Genomic DNA, 14,905 nt, shown 5'->3' with positions numbered 1-14,905 from the left:
AGGCTTCTTCGGGAGTCTTTTTTTGTTGCCATTTTTTTACAGGGAGGTGAGGACAGTGGCACAGAGAGGAAGAAAACCAAAGCCTACGGCAGTAAAGGTGCTTGAGGGCAATCCGGGCAAGAGAAGCCTTAATACGGGCGAACCAAAGCCGGAGAAAAAAGCCCCGCGCTGTCCGGCATGGCTTGAGGATGAGGCAAAGAAAGAATGGAGAAGGATGGCGAAACAGCTGGAGCATCTCGGCATCCTGACAGAAATAGATATGGCAGCATTCGCAGGATACTGTCAGGCATATGCGAGATGGAAAGAAGCAGAGGAGTTTATTACACAGCACGGGACCATCGTAAAGACCCCGAGCGGATACTGGCAGCAGGTACCGCAGGTATCCATCGCACAGACATATCTGAAGATCATGAATAAGTTCTGTGAGCAGTTCGGACTGACCCCGTCTGCAAGAAGCCGTATCTCCACGGACAGCGGGGAAGATAAGCAGAATGATGAAATGGAGCTTCTGCTTGTGAAAGGCGGTGCAGGATAATGTTTGATGAAGCAAAAGCAGATCATGCAGTCAATTTTATAAACTGCCTGAAACACACCAAAGGAAGGTGGAGGGGAGTTCCGTTTGAACTTCTCCCCTGGCAGGATGAGATCATCCGTACCCTTTATGGGACGGTAAAGGAAAACGGATACAGGCAATACAATACCTGCTACTGTGAGATACCGAAGAAAAACGGAAAATCGGAGCTGGCGGCTGCCATTGCACTGTATATGACATGCGGTGACGGTGAGTGGGGAGCAGAGGTCTACGGCTGTGCTTCCGACAGACAGCAGGCTTCCATCGTATTCGATGTTGCGGTGGATATGGTAGACCAGTGTCCGGCACTGAAGAAAAGGATCAAGCCCGTCATGTCCGTAAAAAGGCTTGTATATAAACCGACCAACAGCTTCTATCAGGTGCTGTCGGCAGAGGCGTACACCAAGCACGGTCTGAATGTTCATGCGGTCATCTTTGATGAGCTGCATGCACAGCCGAACCGGGAACTGTTCGATGTCATGACCAAAGGTTCTGGTGATGCCAGAACACAGCCATTGTTCTTCCTGATCACAACAGCCGGGACAGACAGGAATTCCGTGTGTTTTGAACAGCATCAGAAGGCTCTGGATATTATTGAAGGAAGAAAGATCGACCCGACTTTTTATCCGGTAATTTATGGGGCTTCTGATGAGGATGACTGGTCGAGTGAGGATGTGTGGTATAAGGCAAATCCGTCACTTGGATACACGATTGACATTGAGAAAGTGCAGAATGCCTATATCAGTGCAAAAGAGAATGCAGCAGAGGAGAATGTGTTCCGGCAGCTCCGCCTGAATCAGTGGGTGAAACAGAGCACCCGGTGGATGCAGATGGATAAGTGGGATGCCTGTTCCTTTGCAGTGAATGAAGAAGAGCTTCTCGGAAGGGAATGCTATGGCGGACTCGACCTTTCAAGTTCCACGGATATCACGGCATTCGTGCTTGTGTTCCCGCCAAGGAATGATACCGAAAAGTATGTGATCCTTCCGTATTTCTGGATACCGGAGGATAACATGAGGCTGCGTGTACGAAGGGACCATGTTCCGTATGATGTCTGGGCAGCCGAAGGGTGTTTAAAGACTACGGAAGGAAATGTCATCCATTATGGATTCATAGAGCAGTTTATTGATGAACTTGGTACGAAGTTTCATATTAAGGAAATTGCCTTTGACCGATGGGGAGCAGTACAGATGGTGCAGAACCTTGAGGGCATGGGCTTTACCGTTGTCCCGTTCGGACAGGGATATAAGGATATGAGTCCACCGACCAAGGAACTGATGAAGCTGACACTGGAAGGACGGATCGCACATGGCGGTCATAAGGTGCTGCGGTGGATGATGGATAATGTGTTTGTCCGTCAGGATCCTGCAGGGAACATCAAAATGGATAAAGAAAAATCCACAGAGAAGATCGATGGGGCTGTTGCAACCGTTATGGCACTTGACCGTGCAATCAGAAACGAAGGTAGTGACGGAAGTGTATATGATGACAGAGGAATTATAGTATTTTAACAGCGGAGGTATCGTATGGGAATTAAGAGTTTATTTGGATTTGGACAGGCGAGGGATAAGCCTGTGGACAAGGCAGCAGATGCAGGATATTCATTTCTGTTCGGAAGAACAACAAGCGGAAAGCCTGTGAATGAAAGGACTGCAATGCAGACTACGGCAGTATATGCCTGTGTCAGAATCCTTGCGGAAGCAGTGGCATCTTTACCGCTTCATGTATATGAGTATCAGGATGACGGCGGCAAGAAGCTGGTGCATGATCATCCTTTATATTATCTGCTCCATGACGAGCCGAACCCGGAGATGACTTCATTTGTGTTCAGGGAAACACTGATGAGTCATCTTTTAATATGGGGAAATGCGTATGCCCAGATCATAAGGGACGGGACTGGAAGGGTGCTTGGGCTTTATCCGCTCCTTCCGGATAAGATGGATGTGCGGAGGGATGACCGTGGAAACATCTATTATGTGTATTCCAGAAACAGTGATGAAAACCCCATGTTCAAGGAATATGGAGATATCAGGCTGAAAGCTGAGGAGGTGCTTCATATCCCCGGACTGGGATTTGACGGGTTGATCGGATATTCCCCGATTGCAATGGCAAAGAACGCTGTCGGAATGACACTTGCCTGTGAAGAATACGGGGCGAGTTTCTTTGCAAACGGGGCAAATCCGGGAGGTGTTCTGGAGCATCCGGGAGTCCTGAAAGACCCGTCAAAGGTGAGGGAATCCTGGAACTCCGTATACCGTGGTGTGAATAACGCACACAAGATCGCAGTGCTTGAAGAAGGAATGAAGTACCAGCAGATAGGCATCCCACCGGAAGAAGCACAGTTCCTTGAGACAAGGAAATTCCAGATCAATGAGATCGCAAGGTTATACAGAATACCACCGCATATGATAGGTGACCTTGATAAATCGAGTTTTTCCAATATTGAGCAGCAGTCTTTGGAGTTCGTAAAATACACACTTGACCCGTGGGTGATCCGGTGGGAGCAGTCCTTACAGAGATCACTCCTTCTGCCGGGAGAGAAAGGAAAGTATTTTATCAAGCTGAATGTGGATGGCCTCCTCCGTGGGGATTACCAGTCAAGGATGAACGGCTATGCGGTCGGAAGGCAGAACGGGTGGTTTTCTGCCAATGACATCCGTGAGATGGAGAACATGAATCCGATCCCGGATGAAGAAGGAGGAAGCCTGTATCTTATTAACGGTGCTATGACAAAACTTGCAGATGCGGGTGCATTTGCTGGGAAGGATACCGGACAGACACAGGAAGAGAAAAAACTCCCTGCACAGGAAAACAGCAGAAAGAGAGGTAAAAGATGAAGCGGAAGTTTTGGAACTGGATAAGGAATGAAGATGAGAGCGTGCCTGACATGGAAAGGACGCTCTTTTTAAATGGCATGATCTCGGATGAAACATGGTACGGGGACGAAGTCACCCCGCAGCTTTTCAAAGATGAACTGAATGCCGGAAATGGAAATATCACGGTGTGGATCAATTCACCGGGCGGTGATGTGTTTGCAGCAGCCCAGATCTATAACATGCTCCGTGATTATAAGGGAAGCGTGACGGTCAAGATTGACGGCATTGCAGCTTCGGCAGCATCCGTGATTGCTATGGCAGGAGATAAGGTCTGTGTATCCCCGGTGGCTATGATGATGATTCATAATCCTGCAACGATGGCAATGGGTGAGGCGAAGGATATGCAGAAAGCAATCGCCATGCTGAATGAGGTCAAGGAATCCATCCTGAATGCCTATGAATTCAAGACGGGGCTTACCCGTGCAAGGCTCTCGCACATGATGGATGACGAGACCTGGTTCAATGCAAAGAAGGCGGTGGAGCTTGGCTTTGCGGATAAGATCCTTTTTGATTCCGATGAGGATGAGAAAAAGAAAAAGCCGGATGATCCGGAAGAAAAGCCGGAGGAAGGCAGTGATGGAGAGAAAGGGGACGGAGAGGATGATAAGGACAAAAACGGGAAAAAGAAGCTCCCGTTCCAGCAGGATTCCATGATGTTTTCTACCAAGGCGATGAATGAATCGTTCCTTTCCAAGGTGTCTGATATGGATGCCATGATACCAGTCAACCAGTTGGAGAAGAGACTGAGTCTCTTAGCACATTAAGGAGGATATTGAACTATGAGTAAGATTTTAGAATTAAGAGAAAAGAGAGCGAAGGCGTGGGAAGCTGCAAAAGCATTCCTTGATGCAAAGAGAACACAGGAAGGTTTTGTTTCTGCTGAAGATGCAGCCACCTATGACAAGATGGAAGCGGATGTCGTAAATCTTGGAAAAGAGATCGAGAGACTGGAAAGACAGGCTGCCATTGATGCAGAGCTTGCAAAGGCAACAAGCACCCCGATCACCAATCAGCCGCATGCCAGAACTGGCGGGGAGACAAAAACAGGAAGGGCAACCGATGAGTACAGAAAAGCGTTCTGGAACGGTATGAGAAACAAGATGTCATACGAAGTACAGAACGCTCTTTCTATTGGTACAGATTCCGAGGGTGGATATCTTGTGCCGGATGAGTATGAAAGAACACTGGTGGAAGCCCTGAATGATGAAGTATTCTTCCGTAATCTGGCTACTGTTATCAAGACATCGAGCGGTGACCGTAAGATTCCAATCGTCACATCAAAGGGTGAGGCAGCATGGATCGATGAAGGAGGTCAGTTTACAGAATCCAATGACAGTTTTGGGCAGACAACCATTGGGGCTCATAAGCTGGCAACCATGATCAAGGTTTCAGATGAGCTTTTAAATGACAGCGTGTTTAATATCGAACAGTATATTTCCAGGGAGTTTGGAAGAAGGATCGGTGCAAAGGAAGAAGAAGCCTTTTTCATCGGTGACGGAGCAGGAAAACCTACAGGTATTTTCAACGCAACAGGCGGTGCTGAAACAGGAGTGACAGCTGCAAATACCACCATTACGTTTGATGATGTCATGGATCTTTACTATTCCCTTCGAGCTCCATACCGTAACAAGGCAGTATGGCTTCTGAATGATTCGACTGTTAAGGCAATCAGAAAACTGAAGGATGGAAACGGAAATTATATCTGGCAGCCATCTGTAAGGGAAGGAGAGCCGGACAGGATCTTGAACCGCCCTTACCGTACATCCATTTATGTGCCGGAGCTTGCAGCAGGAAAACGTGTGATGGCATTCGGTGATTACAGTTATTACTGGATCGCAGAACGCCAGGGCAGAAGTTTCAAGAGACTGAATGAGCTTTATGCTACAACGGGACAGGTTGGATTTCTCGCTTCCGAGCGTGTTGACGGCAAGCTGATCCTGTCTGAGGCAGTGAAAACACTCGATGTGAAAGCTGCCGGAAAGTAGGTGGGCTGAATGTTTGTAACGCTTGAGGAAGCCAAAGGGTATTTGAGGGTGGATTCATCAGACGAGGATAGTTTTATCCTCGATCTGATGGAAACTGCAAATGCTTTGATTAAAAATGTAACAAGACGGACTCCAGCGGTACTTAAAAAGCATGAAGCAGTTGTGCGGACAGCGGAATTGTATGTGATCGCTTACCTTTATGAGCACAGGGAGGAAGCCGACCATAAGGCCATGACGGAGACCGTGAAATATCTGCTCTTTGGCATACGGAAGGAGAAGTTTTAATGATCGAGTTGATGCGTGACCGGATCACGCTCCAGAAAAGTTCCGTGAAAACAGATAAGATCGGAAACCATACGGCAGTCTGGGAAGATGTGTATTCCTGTGCTGCTTATGCCAATAACCTGTCTGGAAAAGAATACTGGGCAGCAAAGCAGTTGAATGCCCAGTCTGAACTGGATTTTATTATCCGGTACTGCAGCGAGGTGGCAGCCCTGGACAGTGAGCATTACCGCATCAGGTTCCGTGGGGATCTTTATAATATTACGTTTATTGATAACGTGCAGTATAAAAATAAATCTGTCAGGATCCGTGCGGAACGGATCAAACGGTGAGGTGAATTGGAAATGGCAAAGAAGATCAAAGCGGATGCCCTTGCATCGGAAGTCATGAAGGAGCTGGACGATTATTCCAGTCTGACTACGGAAGTGATGAAAAAGGCGGTCAGGAATGCCGGAAAAACAGTCCGGGAGGAGATTGCGGACACAGCACCGAAAAAGACCGGAACTTATGGAAAAAGCTGGGCGGTCAAAAAGACCGGGGAAGACAGTAAGTCCCTGCAGGTGACGGTACATTCCAAAAACCGATACCAGATCGCTCATCTCCTGGAGCATGGACATGCAAAAAGGGGAGGCGGCCGGGTAGCAGCAAGACCGCATATTGCACCTGCAGAGGAGTCAGGAATCCGCCAGCTTGAGGAAGAAATCGAGAGGGGGATCCGGAATGGATGATCTGGTTAAGATGATGGAAGAAACAGGACTGCCATTTGCCTACGACCACTTTGAAGAGGGGGAAGCAGCAGAACCGCCGTTTGTGTGCTATCTTCTTCCGCAGAGTAATCATTTTTCTGCGGACGGAAAGGTGTATCTGAAGATTACGGAAGTCCATATCGAACTGTATACCGACTGTAAGGACTTGTCGGCAGAACAGAAAGTAGAAGCCGTGCTGGATAAGCAGGGTATTTTTTATGAGAAATCCGAGGTATGGATTGAAAGCGAGAAATTGTATGAAGTCCTGTATTCATTTGAGATGGAGGTTTAGACATGGGAAATAAAGTAAAATATAATCTGAAAAATGTCCATGCAGCAAAGCTGAAGGAAACAGTGAGCAGCAGCGGTGAGACAACATTTTCTTATGAAAATCCAAAGGCAATCCCCGGAGCAGTCAGTATTAGCCTGGATGCAGAAGGGGAATCCACACCGTTTTATGCAGATGGTATCGTATATTTCCGTTCCGTAACGAATAACGGATACAGCGGTGATCTGGAAATTGCACTGATTCCGGAGTGGTTCCGGACGGAGATCTTACAGGAGAAGCTGGATGGAAAAGGCGTGCTTGTGGAAAGTACAAACATCGGGGAAAGTGTAAAATTTGCCCTGTTATTTGAATTTGACGGGGATGTGAATAGTATCCGCCATGTGATGTATAACTGTACGGCATCCCGCCCATCCATCGAATCCGAAACAAAAGAAGATACGATCGAGCCGGGAACGGAGAAGCTGTCGCTGACGGCTGATCCGAGGAGCGACGGACTGGTAAAGAGCCGTACCGGAGATACCACGGATGCAGCGACATATGCGAACTGGTATAAGTCCGTATACATTCCGTCAGAAACAGAAGAAAGCAGTGCGAAAGGATAAGGTGAAAGGGTATGTTAAAAAGAGAAATTGAAATTTGTGGGAAAACGATCCCATTCCGGTCATCTGCGACCGTTCCGAGATTATACCGTGCAAAGTTCAAGAGGGATATTTTTAAGGATCTGTCGAAACTGGAAAAATCCTATAAGGGTAAGACCGAGGATGGGGATGAGTTCCAGATCGATGACCTGGAGATCTTTGAGAATGTTGCATATATCATGGCCTACCATGCGGATAACAGCATCCCGGCATCCATTGATGACTGGCTGGACCAGTTTGATATGTTTTCATCTATGAGGTGCTGCCTCAGATCCTGGAACTGTGGGGTGATAACCTTGCAACAGAGGTGGCAGCAAAAAAAGGTCTGGCAGAAGTGAACGGGAAATGACAACACCGCTGTTCCTTCTGCGCAGCGTAGAGATTGGAATATCCATATCGGATCTGGATCTTCTGACGGTGGGGCTGGTGATCGACATGTGGACGGAAAAAGCAAATGATGGCGTGAAATATAATAAGATCGCCACGCAGGATGATTTTGATAAATTCTGATAGCAGCATCAGAAAAATCATGTTATTATGATATTGTATAATTTCTGTTTGAAAGAATACAGAAATTATTCTCCACTCCTGAGAAAATAATTATGCAGGAATAATCCTTGGAAAATATTCTAGGGATTCAGCTTAGAAGGTGACAAAAAGTGTCCGCTATCTTCTGCAGGTTATTTAATGGGATCAGGAAGAAAGGAGGATAACTATGGCTAAGAGAAAAGGAGTATCCGGTAAAACTCATACGAAACAGCAGCTTAATGATTATGCCAATCAAAATAATCCGAATAATAAGGCATACCGGGCGAGAAGAACGAACGAAGGAAAAACCCGAAAAATAGGGAATCACTTTGACCAGGATATGATTTATTATGAGCCGGATTTTGGCTTTGGCTGGTGTGATGACTAGGAATCTGAGAAAGGCAGGTATTTGTATGGGAAACTTTTTTTATAACCTGTTTAATGGAAAGACGGGCTATACAATATCGGATAGCATGGCAGTGGATGAAGATGGTGATCTTTTAATGAGGTTATCTGATCATACGGTTATGGACATGGACACAGGGGAAATTGGTTTTTTATCATCGGCAGGAAATCTGTTTGACGAGGAAGATGAATGGTAATGTAAACCTGATATGACGAATGGAAAAGCATCGCATTTTGCGGTGCTTTTCCTATACTTAGAAAATTATGATTTTATGAAAATAAGGCATCGATCATTTAATTGTGATCGGTGTTTTTTTTCTGCCATGACGGGGGAGGTGTGTGCAGGTGGCAAGCAGGATTAAAGGAATCACGGTCGAGATCGGAGGGGATACCACTGGTCTTGACAAAGCCCTAAAAAATGTAAATGCAACGATCAGGACGACCCAGTCCTCATTGAAGGATGTCAATAAGCTGCTGAAACTGGATCCGGCAAATACAGAGCTGCTTGCACAGAAGCAGAAACTTTTAAAGGATGCCATCGGTTCTACCAAAGAAAAACTGGATGCTTTAAAAACAGCACAGGAACAGGCAAAGCAGCAGATGGAGAACGGGGATCTGGGACAGGACAAATATGATGCCCTTCAGAGGGAGATCATCGAAACGGAACAGGAACTCCAAAAGCTGGCACAGGAAGCGGTAAATTCCAATGCTGCCCTTGCAAAAATCGAAGAGGTTGGTGGGAAGCTGGAGTCAGTCGGAAATAAGATATCCGGTGTCGGAACAAAAATGCTTCCCGTAACGGCGGCAGTTGCAGGTCTTGGTACGGCAGCAGTGAAGACTACGGCAGATTTTGATTCTTCCATGAGCCAGGTACAGGCCACGATGGGAATTACGGCTGATTCCATGTCAAAGGTGGATGGACAGTCCGTAAATACGATGGATACCCTGCGTACCCTGGCGAAGCAGATGGGAGAGAAAACAGCCTTTTCTGCAAGTGAGTGTGCACAGGCACTTAATTACCTTGCTTTGGCGGGTTATGATACACAGCAGATGTGTGATACGCTTCCAACGGTACTGAATCTGGCAGCCGCAGGAGATATCGATCTTGCATCTGCATCGGATATGGTAACGGATGCCATGTCAGCCCTTGGCATGCAGACGGATGAAGCCAATACAATGGTCGATCAGATGGCAAAAACAGCATCGACCACGAACACATCCGTGGCGCAGCTAGGGGAAGGAATCCTTATCATTGGTGCAACTGCTAAATCCGTAAAAGGCGGTACGGCAGAATTAAATACAGCCCTTGGTATTCTGGCCAATAATGGTATCAAGGGAGCAGAGGGCGGTACACATCTTAGAAACGTGATCCTTGCATTACAGAGTCCGACCGATAAGGCAGCTGCCTGTATGGAGAGTCTCGGTCTTCAGGTTTATGATTCGCAGGGAAACATGAGGAGTCTGAACGATATCCTTTCTGACCTTAATAAGTCTATGGATGGCATGACCTCTGCCGAGAAGAATAATATCATCAGTACGATCTTTAATAAAACGGATCTCTCATCCGTAAATTCTCTACTTGCAAATACCGGGGATACCTGGGACAGCCTTCAAAAGTCCATTATGGAATCCGGTGGTGCTGCACAGCAGATGGCAGATACACAGCTTGATAACCTGTCCGGTCAGATCACCATCTTAAAATCAGCGGTGGAAGGTCTGGCCATTTCTTTTGGAGAGGCGCTTATGCCTGTGATCCGGAGTCTTGTCTCAAAGATACAGGGATTTGTAGATAAGCTGAACAGCATGGATGAATCCCAGAGAAACCTGATCATCCGTGTTGCAGCGGTGGTTGCAGCCATCGGACCGTTCCTGATCATTCTTGGAAAAACGATCTCAACCGTAGGGACAGCGATGAAAGGCTTTTCTTCCCTTGCCAAAGGGATCGCAAGTCTTGGAGTAAAGATCGCAGGAAGCAGCGGTTCGGTAACCGGGCTTGCAAGCGCACTTGGGGCGGTAGCAGGACCTGTGCTGGCGGTTATTGCCGTGGTGGCCGTTTTAGTGGCTGCATTTAAACATCTGTGGGATACTAACGAGGAATTCAGAAATGCCATGACAGCGATCTGGGAAGGTATTGTCAAGAAGATACAGGCATTTGTTGAAGGGATCAAGGAAAGGCTGGCAGCCCTTAATATTGATTTTACTGCAGTGGTAAATACACTGAAAAAAATCTGGAATGGTTTCTGTGAACTTCTGGCACCTGTGTTTGAAGCAGCATTCAGTATCATTTCAACAATTCTTGGTACAGTGCTTGATGTACTGACGGGACTGCTGGATGTGTTTATCGGACTTTTCACAGGAAACTGGGAGCAGATGTGGTCGGGGATCAAGGAGATATTTTCCGGCATCTGGAATGGGATCACTGGAATCTTTACGGTAGCATTGAATCTTATCCGTGGGATTGCGGATACAGTCCTTGGATGGTTTGGGACAAGCTGGAATGCAGTATGGACTTCTGTATCTACATTCTTTACAAATATCTGGAATGGGATCACGTCATTCTTTACTGGAGTATGGGAGACCATCAAGAATGTGGTACAGGTAGGAATCTTGTTTATTGGTTCGCTTTTGGAAGCAGCATTTAATGTCATTACACTGCCGTTCCGCTTTGTATGGGAGAACTGTAAGGAGACCATTATTTCCGTATGGAATACGATAAAAAGCACGGTTTCGACTGTAATCGATGTCGTGGCATCGGTGATCTCTACAGTCATGAATACCATAAAGACTGTGATCAGCACAGTCTGGGATGCAGTCAGTACAAAGATATCTACCGTGCTGAATGCCATTAGGTCAGTGGTAACCACGGTATTTAATGCAGTAAAAACGGTAGCGGTTACGGTGTGGAATGGAATCAAAACCGCAATCAGCACGGTCGTTGACGGCATTAAAAGCAAGGTGTCTTCCGTATTTGAGGCTTTGAAGAATACACTTTCTTCTGTTTTTAATGGAATCAAATCGACAGCGGTATCTGTTTGGAACGGGATCAAGAGTGCAATCGTTACACCGATTGAGGCAGCAAGGGATACTATTAAAGGAATCGTGGACAAGATCACGGGGTTCTTTAATAACATGCATTTGTCGCTTCCGCATATCAAGTTACCGCATTTCAGTATCAGTGGGAAATTGTCACTTGCTCCGCCAAGTGTACCGCATCTGAATATCGATTGGTACAAAGAAGGCGGTATCATGACAGGACCGACCATCTTTGGCATGAACGGGTCGAGTCTTATGGCAGGAGGGGAAGCCGGAAAAGAAGCGGTTCTTCCACTGAAAGGCTTTTATGAACAGTTGGAAAATATCCTGACAAACAGGCTGAATACTTCGGCAATGGAGCAGTATCTGGCTGTGATAGCAGAAAACAGCGGAAAGGGCATCTATCTGGATGACGGAACGCTGATAGGAAAACTGGCACCCGGGATCAATCAGAAACTGGGCATGCAGAAATTTAAAGCAGAAAGGGGCATGGTCTGATGAACGAATATACAACCGCAGGATTTGGGGCAACGATCAATGGAAAGCACACATGGAAAGATTATGGTCTTGTGATTGGCAATACGGATATCGTAAGTGAGCCATCCCCGAAAACTAATTATATCGAAGTGCCTGGAAGCAGTATCAGAATTGACCTTACGGAAACACTGACAGGACAGGTGGAATATGAGTCCAGACAGCTTAAGTTCTCTTTAGGAAAAATGGAAAGGGAAGATTTGTGGCCGGTGTTTTACCGGACATTTCTGAAGGTATATCAGGGCAAAGAAGTACGGGTTGTTCTGGATCAGGAGCCGGATGTGTATTATCACGGACGTGCAGAAGTTTCGGGGTTTTCCAGAAATGGAAGGCTCGGTACATTTACCCTGACGGTAGATGCGGATGCGTATAAATATGAACTTAATGTGTCAAGTGAGGATTGGCTGTGGGACATATTGAATTTTGAAACAGGGATCATCCGTGATTACCGTGGAATCAGTGTTTCTGGAAGCAGCAGTAAACTTTTGGAAGGAAGCGGTATTCCGGTTGTTCCTGCATTTCTTGTCAGCAACCTTGATGAAAGTGTATCGAACTATATTACTTTTAATGGGACGAGGTACACTCTGCAGGAAGGCCGGAATCGCTTTGCAGATCTGATCATTCCGGCAGGAGGTGGAAGACTCTATTTTTACGGAAAGTATACAGTAACTATTGAGTTCCGGGGAGGGAGTCTGTAAATGTATAAAGTATTTTGTGACGATCAGCTTTTGTATCTTCCGGGAGATCAGGAGCTGGTCATTTTTAATACCAAGCTGGAATTGGCAGATAACAAATCCGGCTCATTTGAGTTTGATATCCCGGCAGTAAACCCGATGTATGACAGGATGAAAAAGCTGACTTCCGTTATCTGGGTAGAAAAAGATGGGGACAGTATTTTCTACGGACGCATCCTTAGTATGGAGAAGAACTTTTATAATACCCGGACAGTGGTGTGCGAAGGGGAACTGGCCTATCTTCTGGATTCGATACAGGAGCCGAAGGCATACCACGGCTATACCGTGAGGAGCTTCTTGAATACCCTGTTGGCTGTGCATAACAGGCAGACAACAATGGAAAAACGGCTTGCTGTCACATTTAACTCCAAATGTGCGGGGGAAAGCGGATCTTATGATAACATTTCCCTTTACTATCAGTCGGGAAGTACCACATATGCTGTTTTTACGAAAAAAAGGGCGGATGATGTGGCTGGAAAAACATTTATTGTACCTGCCGGAGACTTTTATGTGTACTGGCATACGGACGCATCGGTTAATAAATATTATGGATTTTCCATAGATAGCGTAGAGTTCACAGCGGGGATTCCGGACACAGTAGTTGTATCAGCACTCCCATCTTATACGGCAGTGGAAACAAAGAAAGTTTCTGATATGCAGAGTGCACATAATCCGTATGATAACAGTTCCAATCTTTTGTGGCATTACACCCATACGTTCGACAGGAAAGACCTGTATCCCAAAATGTTTGTTACAGGGATGGTTACGGTGGAAGACAGCAATGACAGCATCTACCGCTATACAAATTGGGAAAACACGCTGGATGATATTCAGGATAAGCTGGTAGACAGACTTGGAGGGCATTTACGGATCCGGCATTCCGGCACGACCCGTTACCTGGATTATATCGTAGATTATGATAATACCAATACACAGGTCATTGAGTTTGGCAGTAACCTTCTTGATTATACAGAAAATGCGGATGCATCTGAAATTGCAACCAGAGTGATCCCGCTTGGTAAACGATTGGAGGAAAGTTCGATCGAAGGGCTGGAAGAATATACCACGATCAGAAGTGTGAATAAGGATGTTCCGTATATTGAATCCACGGATGCCATAAAAGAATATGGCGTGGTGACAAGGACTGTAAGTTTTGAGGATGTCGGAGAGCCGGCCAATCTGAAGAAGAAAGCAGAGAAATATCTGTCAGATATTCAGTTTGAGAACCTGTCTTTGACCTGCAATGCCGTGGACCTGAACATGGTGGATGTGGATATCGAACGGATCAAACTGGGGGATTCCATCCGGGTCGTGTCAAAACCACACGGAATGGACCGGTATTTTCCGGTTACTGCACTTACCATTGACCTGCAGAATCCACAGAATAATACGGTAACGCTTGGAACAAGTGTAAAGGCAGGAATTTCAGAACGTACAACAAATCAGAACGACTCGCTTGTACAGAAGATCCAGTCACTGCCGCCACAGTCTGACACCCTGCGGATGGCGATAGAAAATGCAACAGCCCTGATCACGGCAGCAACCACGGGGCATGTGGTGACAAGACCGGAAGAGATCCTGATCATGGATACTGCAGATAAGGATACCGCAAAAAAGGTGTGGCGATGGAATTTAAATGGTCTGGGATATTCCAGTACGGGATATAACGGGACGTTTGGAACAGCCATTACGATGGATGGAAAGATCGTAGGTAAATATATTGCTGCCAGAAGCATTTATGCAGATTCCTTTATTGCAGGAGAACTACAGACTGCGTGGAATGGAATCACGGATTATATCCAGCTAAAGAACGGGGAACTGCAGGTATTTAATACTTCTGATCAGCTGGTGTCAAAGTTCAATTATAATGGGGAGCATTTTTACAGGGATGGCACTTATGTAGGTAAGATTGGAACTAACAAGTGGTCAAGCAATGCAGCACACAAAGGGCTGGTGTTTGATCTGGAATATACCGGAAAGTATATGGCATGGTGTTATCAGAAAACAAGCGGAGCTTCATCCTATACCACGATGCTGTGTTTTTCACAGGGAAACAGTATCTACACGGAACAGGGGCTGCATCTGGGCTGTGATTTTTATGGGGAGTGGAATACGCTCTACAACATTAAACTTTCGGGTGTTTCTTCTGGCGGATACAGTGCATTTACTGGAACGATCCCAATCATCATGAATATTACGGATAAAGGAAATGGGGCAATCAGCTGGACTTACAGTAAGCTTCAGGTAAAAAACGGCATCATAGTCGGATACTGGAATTAAGGAG

16 protein-coding genes and 1 pseudogene are annotated in these 14,905 nt (G+C 46.2%); all 17 read left to right on the top strand.

Annotated elements, in window-relative coordinates; translation table 11 throughout:
* Nucleotides 1–55: 55 nt before the first annotated feature.
* Nucleotides 56–535 (top strand): phage terminase small subunit P27 family, encoded by a 480-nt coding sequence (locus tag ACIRUQ_RS05915; RefSeq protein ID WP_055180073.1) that lies wholly within the window; start codon nucleotides 56–58, stop codon nucleotides 533–535.
* Nucleotides 535–2,082: a terminase large subunit gene (locus tag ACIRUQ_RS05910; protein ID WP_055290006.1), complete on the top strand. Its 1,548-nt coding sequence runs from the start codon at nucleotides 535–537 to the stop codon at nucleotides 2,080–2,082. Before ACIRUQ_RS05915 ends, ACIRUQ_RS05910 begins: the two co-directional genes overlap by 1 nt.
* Before the next feature lie 15 nt (nucleotides 2,083–2,097).
* Complete coding sequence (locus ACIRUQ_RS05905) at nucleotides 2,098–3,408, top strand: phage portal protein (protein ID WP_055290008.1); 1,311 nt, start codon at nucleotides 2,098–2,100, stop codon at nucleotides 3,406–3,408.
* On the top strand, nucleotides 3,405–4,211 hold the full coding sequence (locus ACIRUQ_RS05900) for a head maturation protease, ClpP-related (protein WP_055290010.1): 807 nt from the start codon (nucleotides 3,405–3,407) through the stop codon (nucleotides 4,209–4,211). The genes ACIRUQ_RS05905 and ACIRUQ_RS05900 overlap by 4 nt, the downstream gene beginning before the upstream one ends.
* 15 nt (nucleotides 4,212–4,226) lie before the next feature.
* Entirely contained in the window at nucleotides 4,227–5,432 is a 1,206-nt protein-coding gene (locus tag ACIRUQ_RS05895; RefSeq protein WP_055290012.1) for a phage major capsid protein, read from the top strand.
* 9 nt (nucleotides 5,433–5,441) lie between these two features.
* The gene (locus ACIRUQ_RS05890) at nucleotides 5,442–5,717 is read left to right on the top strand and encodes a head-tail connector protein (protein ID WP_055290014.1); all 276 of its coding nucleotides are present in this window, start codon (nucleotides 5,442–5,444) and stop codon (nucleotides 5,715–5,717) included.
* Nucleotides 5,717–6,046: a phage head closure protein gene (locus tag ACIRUQ_RS05885; protein ID WP_055290016.1), complete on the top strand. Its 330-nt coding sequence runs from the start codon at nucleotides 5,717–5,719 to the stop codon at nucleotides 6,044–6,046. The genes ACIRUQ_RS05890 and ACIRUQ_RS05885 overlap by 1 nt, the downstream gene beginning before the upstream one ends.
* A 12-nt stretch (nucleotides 6,047–6,058) precedes the next feature.
* Nucleotides 6,059–6,442 carry an HK97 gp10 family phage protein gene (locus ACIRUQ_RS05880; RefSeq protein WP_055290018.1) on the top strand — a complete coding sequence of 128 codons (384 nt, stop codon included), beginning with the start codon at nucleotides 6,059–6,061 and terminating at the stop codon, nucleotides 6,440–6,442.
* Nucleotides 6,435–6,752 (top strand): hypothetical protein, encoded by a 318-nt coding sequence (locus tag ACIRUQ_RS05875; protein WP_004845660.1) that lies wholly within the window; start codon nucleotides 6,435–6,437, stop codon nucleotides 6,750–6,752. The genes ACIRUQ_RS05880 and ACIRUQ_RS05875 overlap by 8 nt, the downstream gene beginning before the upstream one ends.
* Nucleotides 6,753–6,754: 2 nt before the next feature.
* Complete coding sequence (locus tag ACIRUQ_RS05870; RefSeq protein WP_004845661.1) at nucleotides 6,755–7,351, top strand: major tail protein; 597 nt, start codon at nucleotides 6,755–6,757, stop codon at nucleotides 7,349–7,351.
* Between the two features lie 11 nt (nucleotides 7,352–7,362).
* Nucleotides 7,363–7,736: pseudogene (locus ACIRUQ_RS05865) on the top strand (hypothetical protein).
* Nucleotides 7,733–7,897, top strand: a complete 165-nt coding sequence (locus ACIRUQ_RS05860) for a hypothetical protein (protein WP_172677246.1) — start codon at nucleotides 7,733–7,735, stop codon at nucleotides 7,895–7,897. Before ACIRUQ_RS05865 ends, ACIRUQ_RS05860 begins: the two are co-directional and overlap by 4 nt.
* A 205-nt stretch (nucleotides 7,898–8,102) precedes the next feature.
* Nucleotides 8,103–8,303, top strand: a complete 201-nt coding sequence (locus ACIRUQ_RS05855) for a hypothetical protein (RefSeq protein ID WP_055290019.1) — start codon at nucleotides 8,103–8,105, stop codon at nucleotides 8,301–8,303.
* A 25-nt stretch (nucleotides 8,304–8,328) separates the two neighbouring features.
* On the top strand, nucleotides 8,329–8,517 hold the full coding sequence (locus ACIRUQ_RS05850) for a hypothetical protein (protein WP_055180085.1): 189 nt from the start codon (nucleotides 8,329–8,331) through the stop codon (nucleotides 8,515–8,517).
* A 148-nt stretch (nucleotides 8,518–8,665) separates the two neighbouring features.
* Nucleotides 8,666–11,851 (top strand): phage tail tape measure protein, encoded by a 3,186-nt coding sequence (locus ACIRUQ_RS05845; protein WP_055290020.1) that lies wholly within the window; start codon nucleotides 8,666–8,668, stop codon nucleotides 11,849–11,851.
* Complete coding sequence (locus ACIRUQ_RS05840; protein WP_055290022.1) at nucleotides 11,851–12,585, top strand: hypothetical protein; 735 nt, start codon at nucleotides 11,851–11,853, stop codon at nucleotides 12,583–12,585. The genes ACIRUQ_RS05845 and ACIRUQ_RS05840 overlap by 1 nt, the downstream gene beginning before the upstream one ends.
* Nucleotides 12,586–14,901 (top strand): phage tail spike protein, encoded by a 2,316-nt coding sequence (locus ACIRUQ_RS05835; protein ID WP_055290024.1) that lies wholly within the window; start codon nucleotides 12,586–12,588, stop codon nucleotides 14,899–14,901.
* Nucleotides 14,902–14,905 lie beyond the last annotated feature (4 nt).

The organism is Eubacterium ramulus (assembly GCF_045002895.1).
In the GTDB taxonomy this organism is placed as follows: domain Bacteria; phylum Bacillota; class Clostridia; order Lachnospirales; family Lachnospiraceae; genus Eubacterium_I; species Eubacterium_I ramulus.
Note: the sequence above shows the minus strand (reverse complement) of the source record. Positions and strands in the feature narration are given on the sequence as shown.

Coding starts and splice junctions, on each gene's coding strand:
- ACIRUQ_RS05910 (WP_055290006.1), top strand. CDS start 535: ATGTTTGATGAAGCAAAAGCAGATCATGCAGTCAATTTTATAAACTGC.
- ACIRUQ_RS05905 (WP_055290008.1), top strand. CDS start 2,098: ATGGGAATTAAGAGTTTATTTGGATTTGGACAGGCGAGGGATAAGCCT.
- ACIRUQ_RS05900 (WP_055290010.1), top strand. CDS start 3,405: ATGAAGCGGAAGTTTTGGAACTGGATAAGGAATGAAGATGAGAGCGTG.
- ACIRUQ_RS05895 (WP_055290012.1), top strand. CDS start 4,227: ATGAGTAAGATTTTAGAATTAAGAGAAAAGAGAGCGAAGGCGTGGGAA.
- ACIRUQ_RS05890 (WP_055290014.1), top strand. CDS start 5,442: ATGTTTGTAACGCTTGAGGAAGCCAAAGGGTATTTGAGGGTGGATTCA.
- ACIRUQ_RS05885 (WP_055290016.1), top strand. CDS start 5,717: ATGATCGAGTTGATGCGTGACCGGATCACGCTCCAGAAAAGTTCCGTG.
- ACIRUQ_RS05880 (WP_055290018.1), top strand. CDS start 6,059: ATGGCAAAGAAGATCAAAGCGGATGCCCTTGCATCGGAAGTCATGAAG.
- ACIRUQ_RS05875 (WP_004845660.1), top strand. CDS start 6,435: ATGGATGATCTGGTTAAGATGATGGAAGAAACAGGACTGCCATTTGCC.
- ACIRUQ_RS05870 (WP_004845661.1), top strand. CDS start 6,755: ATGGGAAATAAAGTAAAATATAATCTGAAAAATGTCCATGCAGCAAAG.
- ACIRUQ_RS05860 (WP_172677246.1), top strand. CDS start 7,733: ATGACAACACCGCTGTTCCTTCTGCGCAGCGTAGAGATTGGAATATCC.
- ACIRUQ_RS05855 (WP_055290019.1), top strand. CDS start 8,103: ATGGCTAAGAGAAAAGGAGTATCCGGTAAAACTCATACGAAACAGCAG.
- ACIRUQ_RS05850 (WP_055180085.1), top strand. CDS start 8,329: ATGGGAAACTTTTTTTATAACCTGTTTAATGGAAAGACGGGCTATACA.
- ACIRUQ_RS05840 (WP_055290022.1), top strand. CDS start 11,851: ATGAACGAATATACAACCGCAGGATTTGGGGCAACGATCAATGGAAAG.
- ACIRUQ_RS05835 (WP_055290024.1), top strand. CDS start 12,586: ATGTATAAAGTATTTTGTGACGATCAGCTTTTGTATCTTCCGGGAGAT.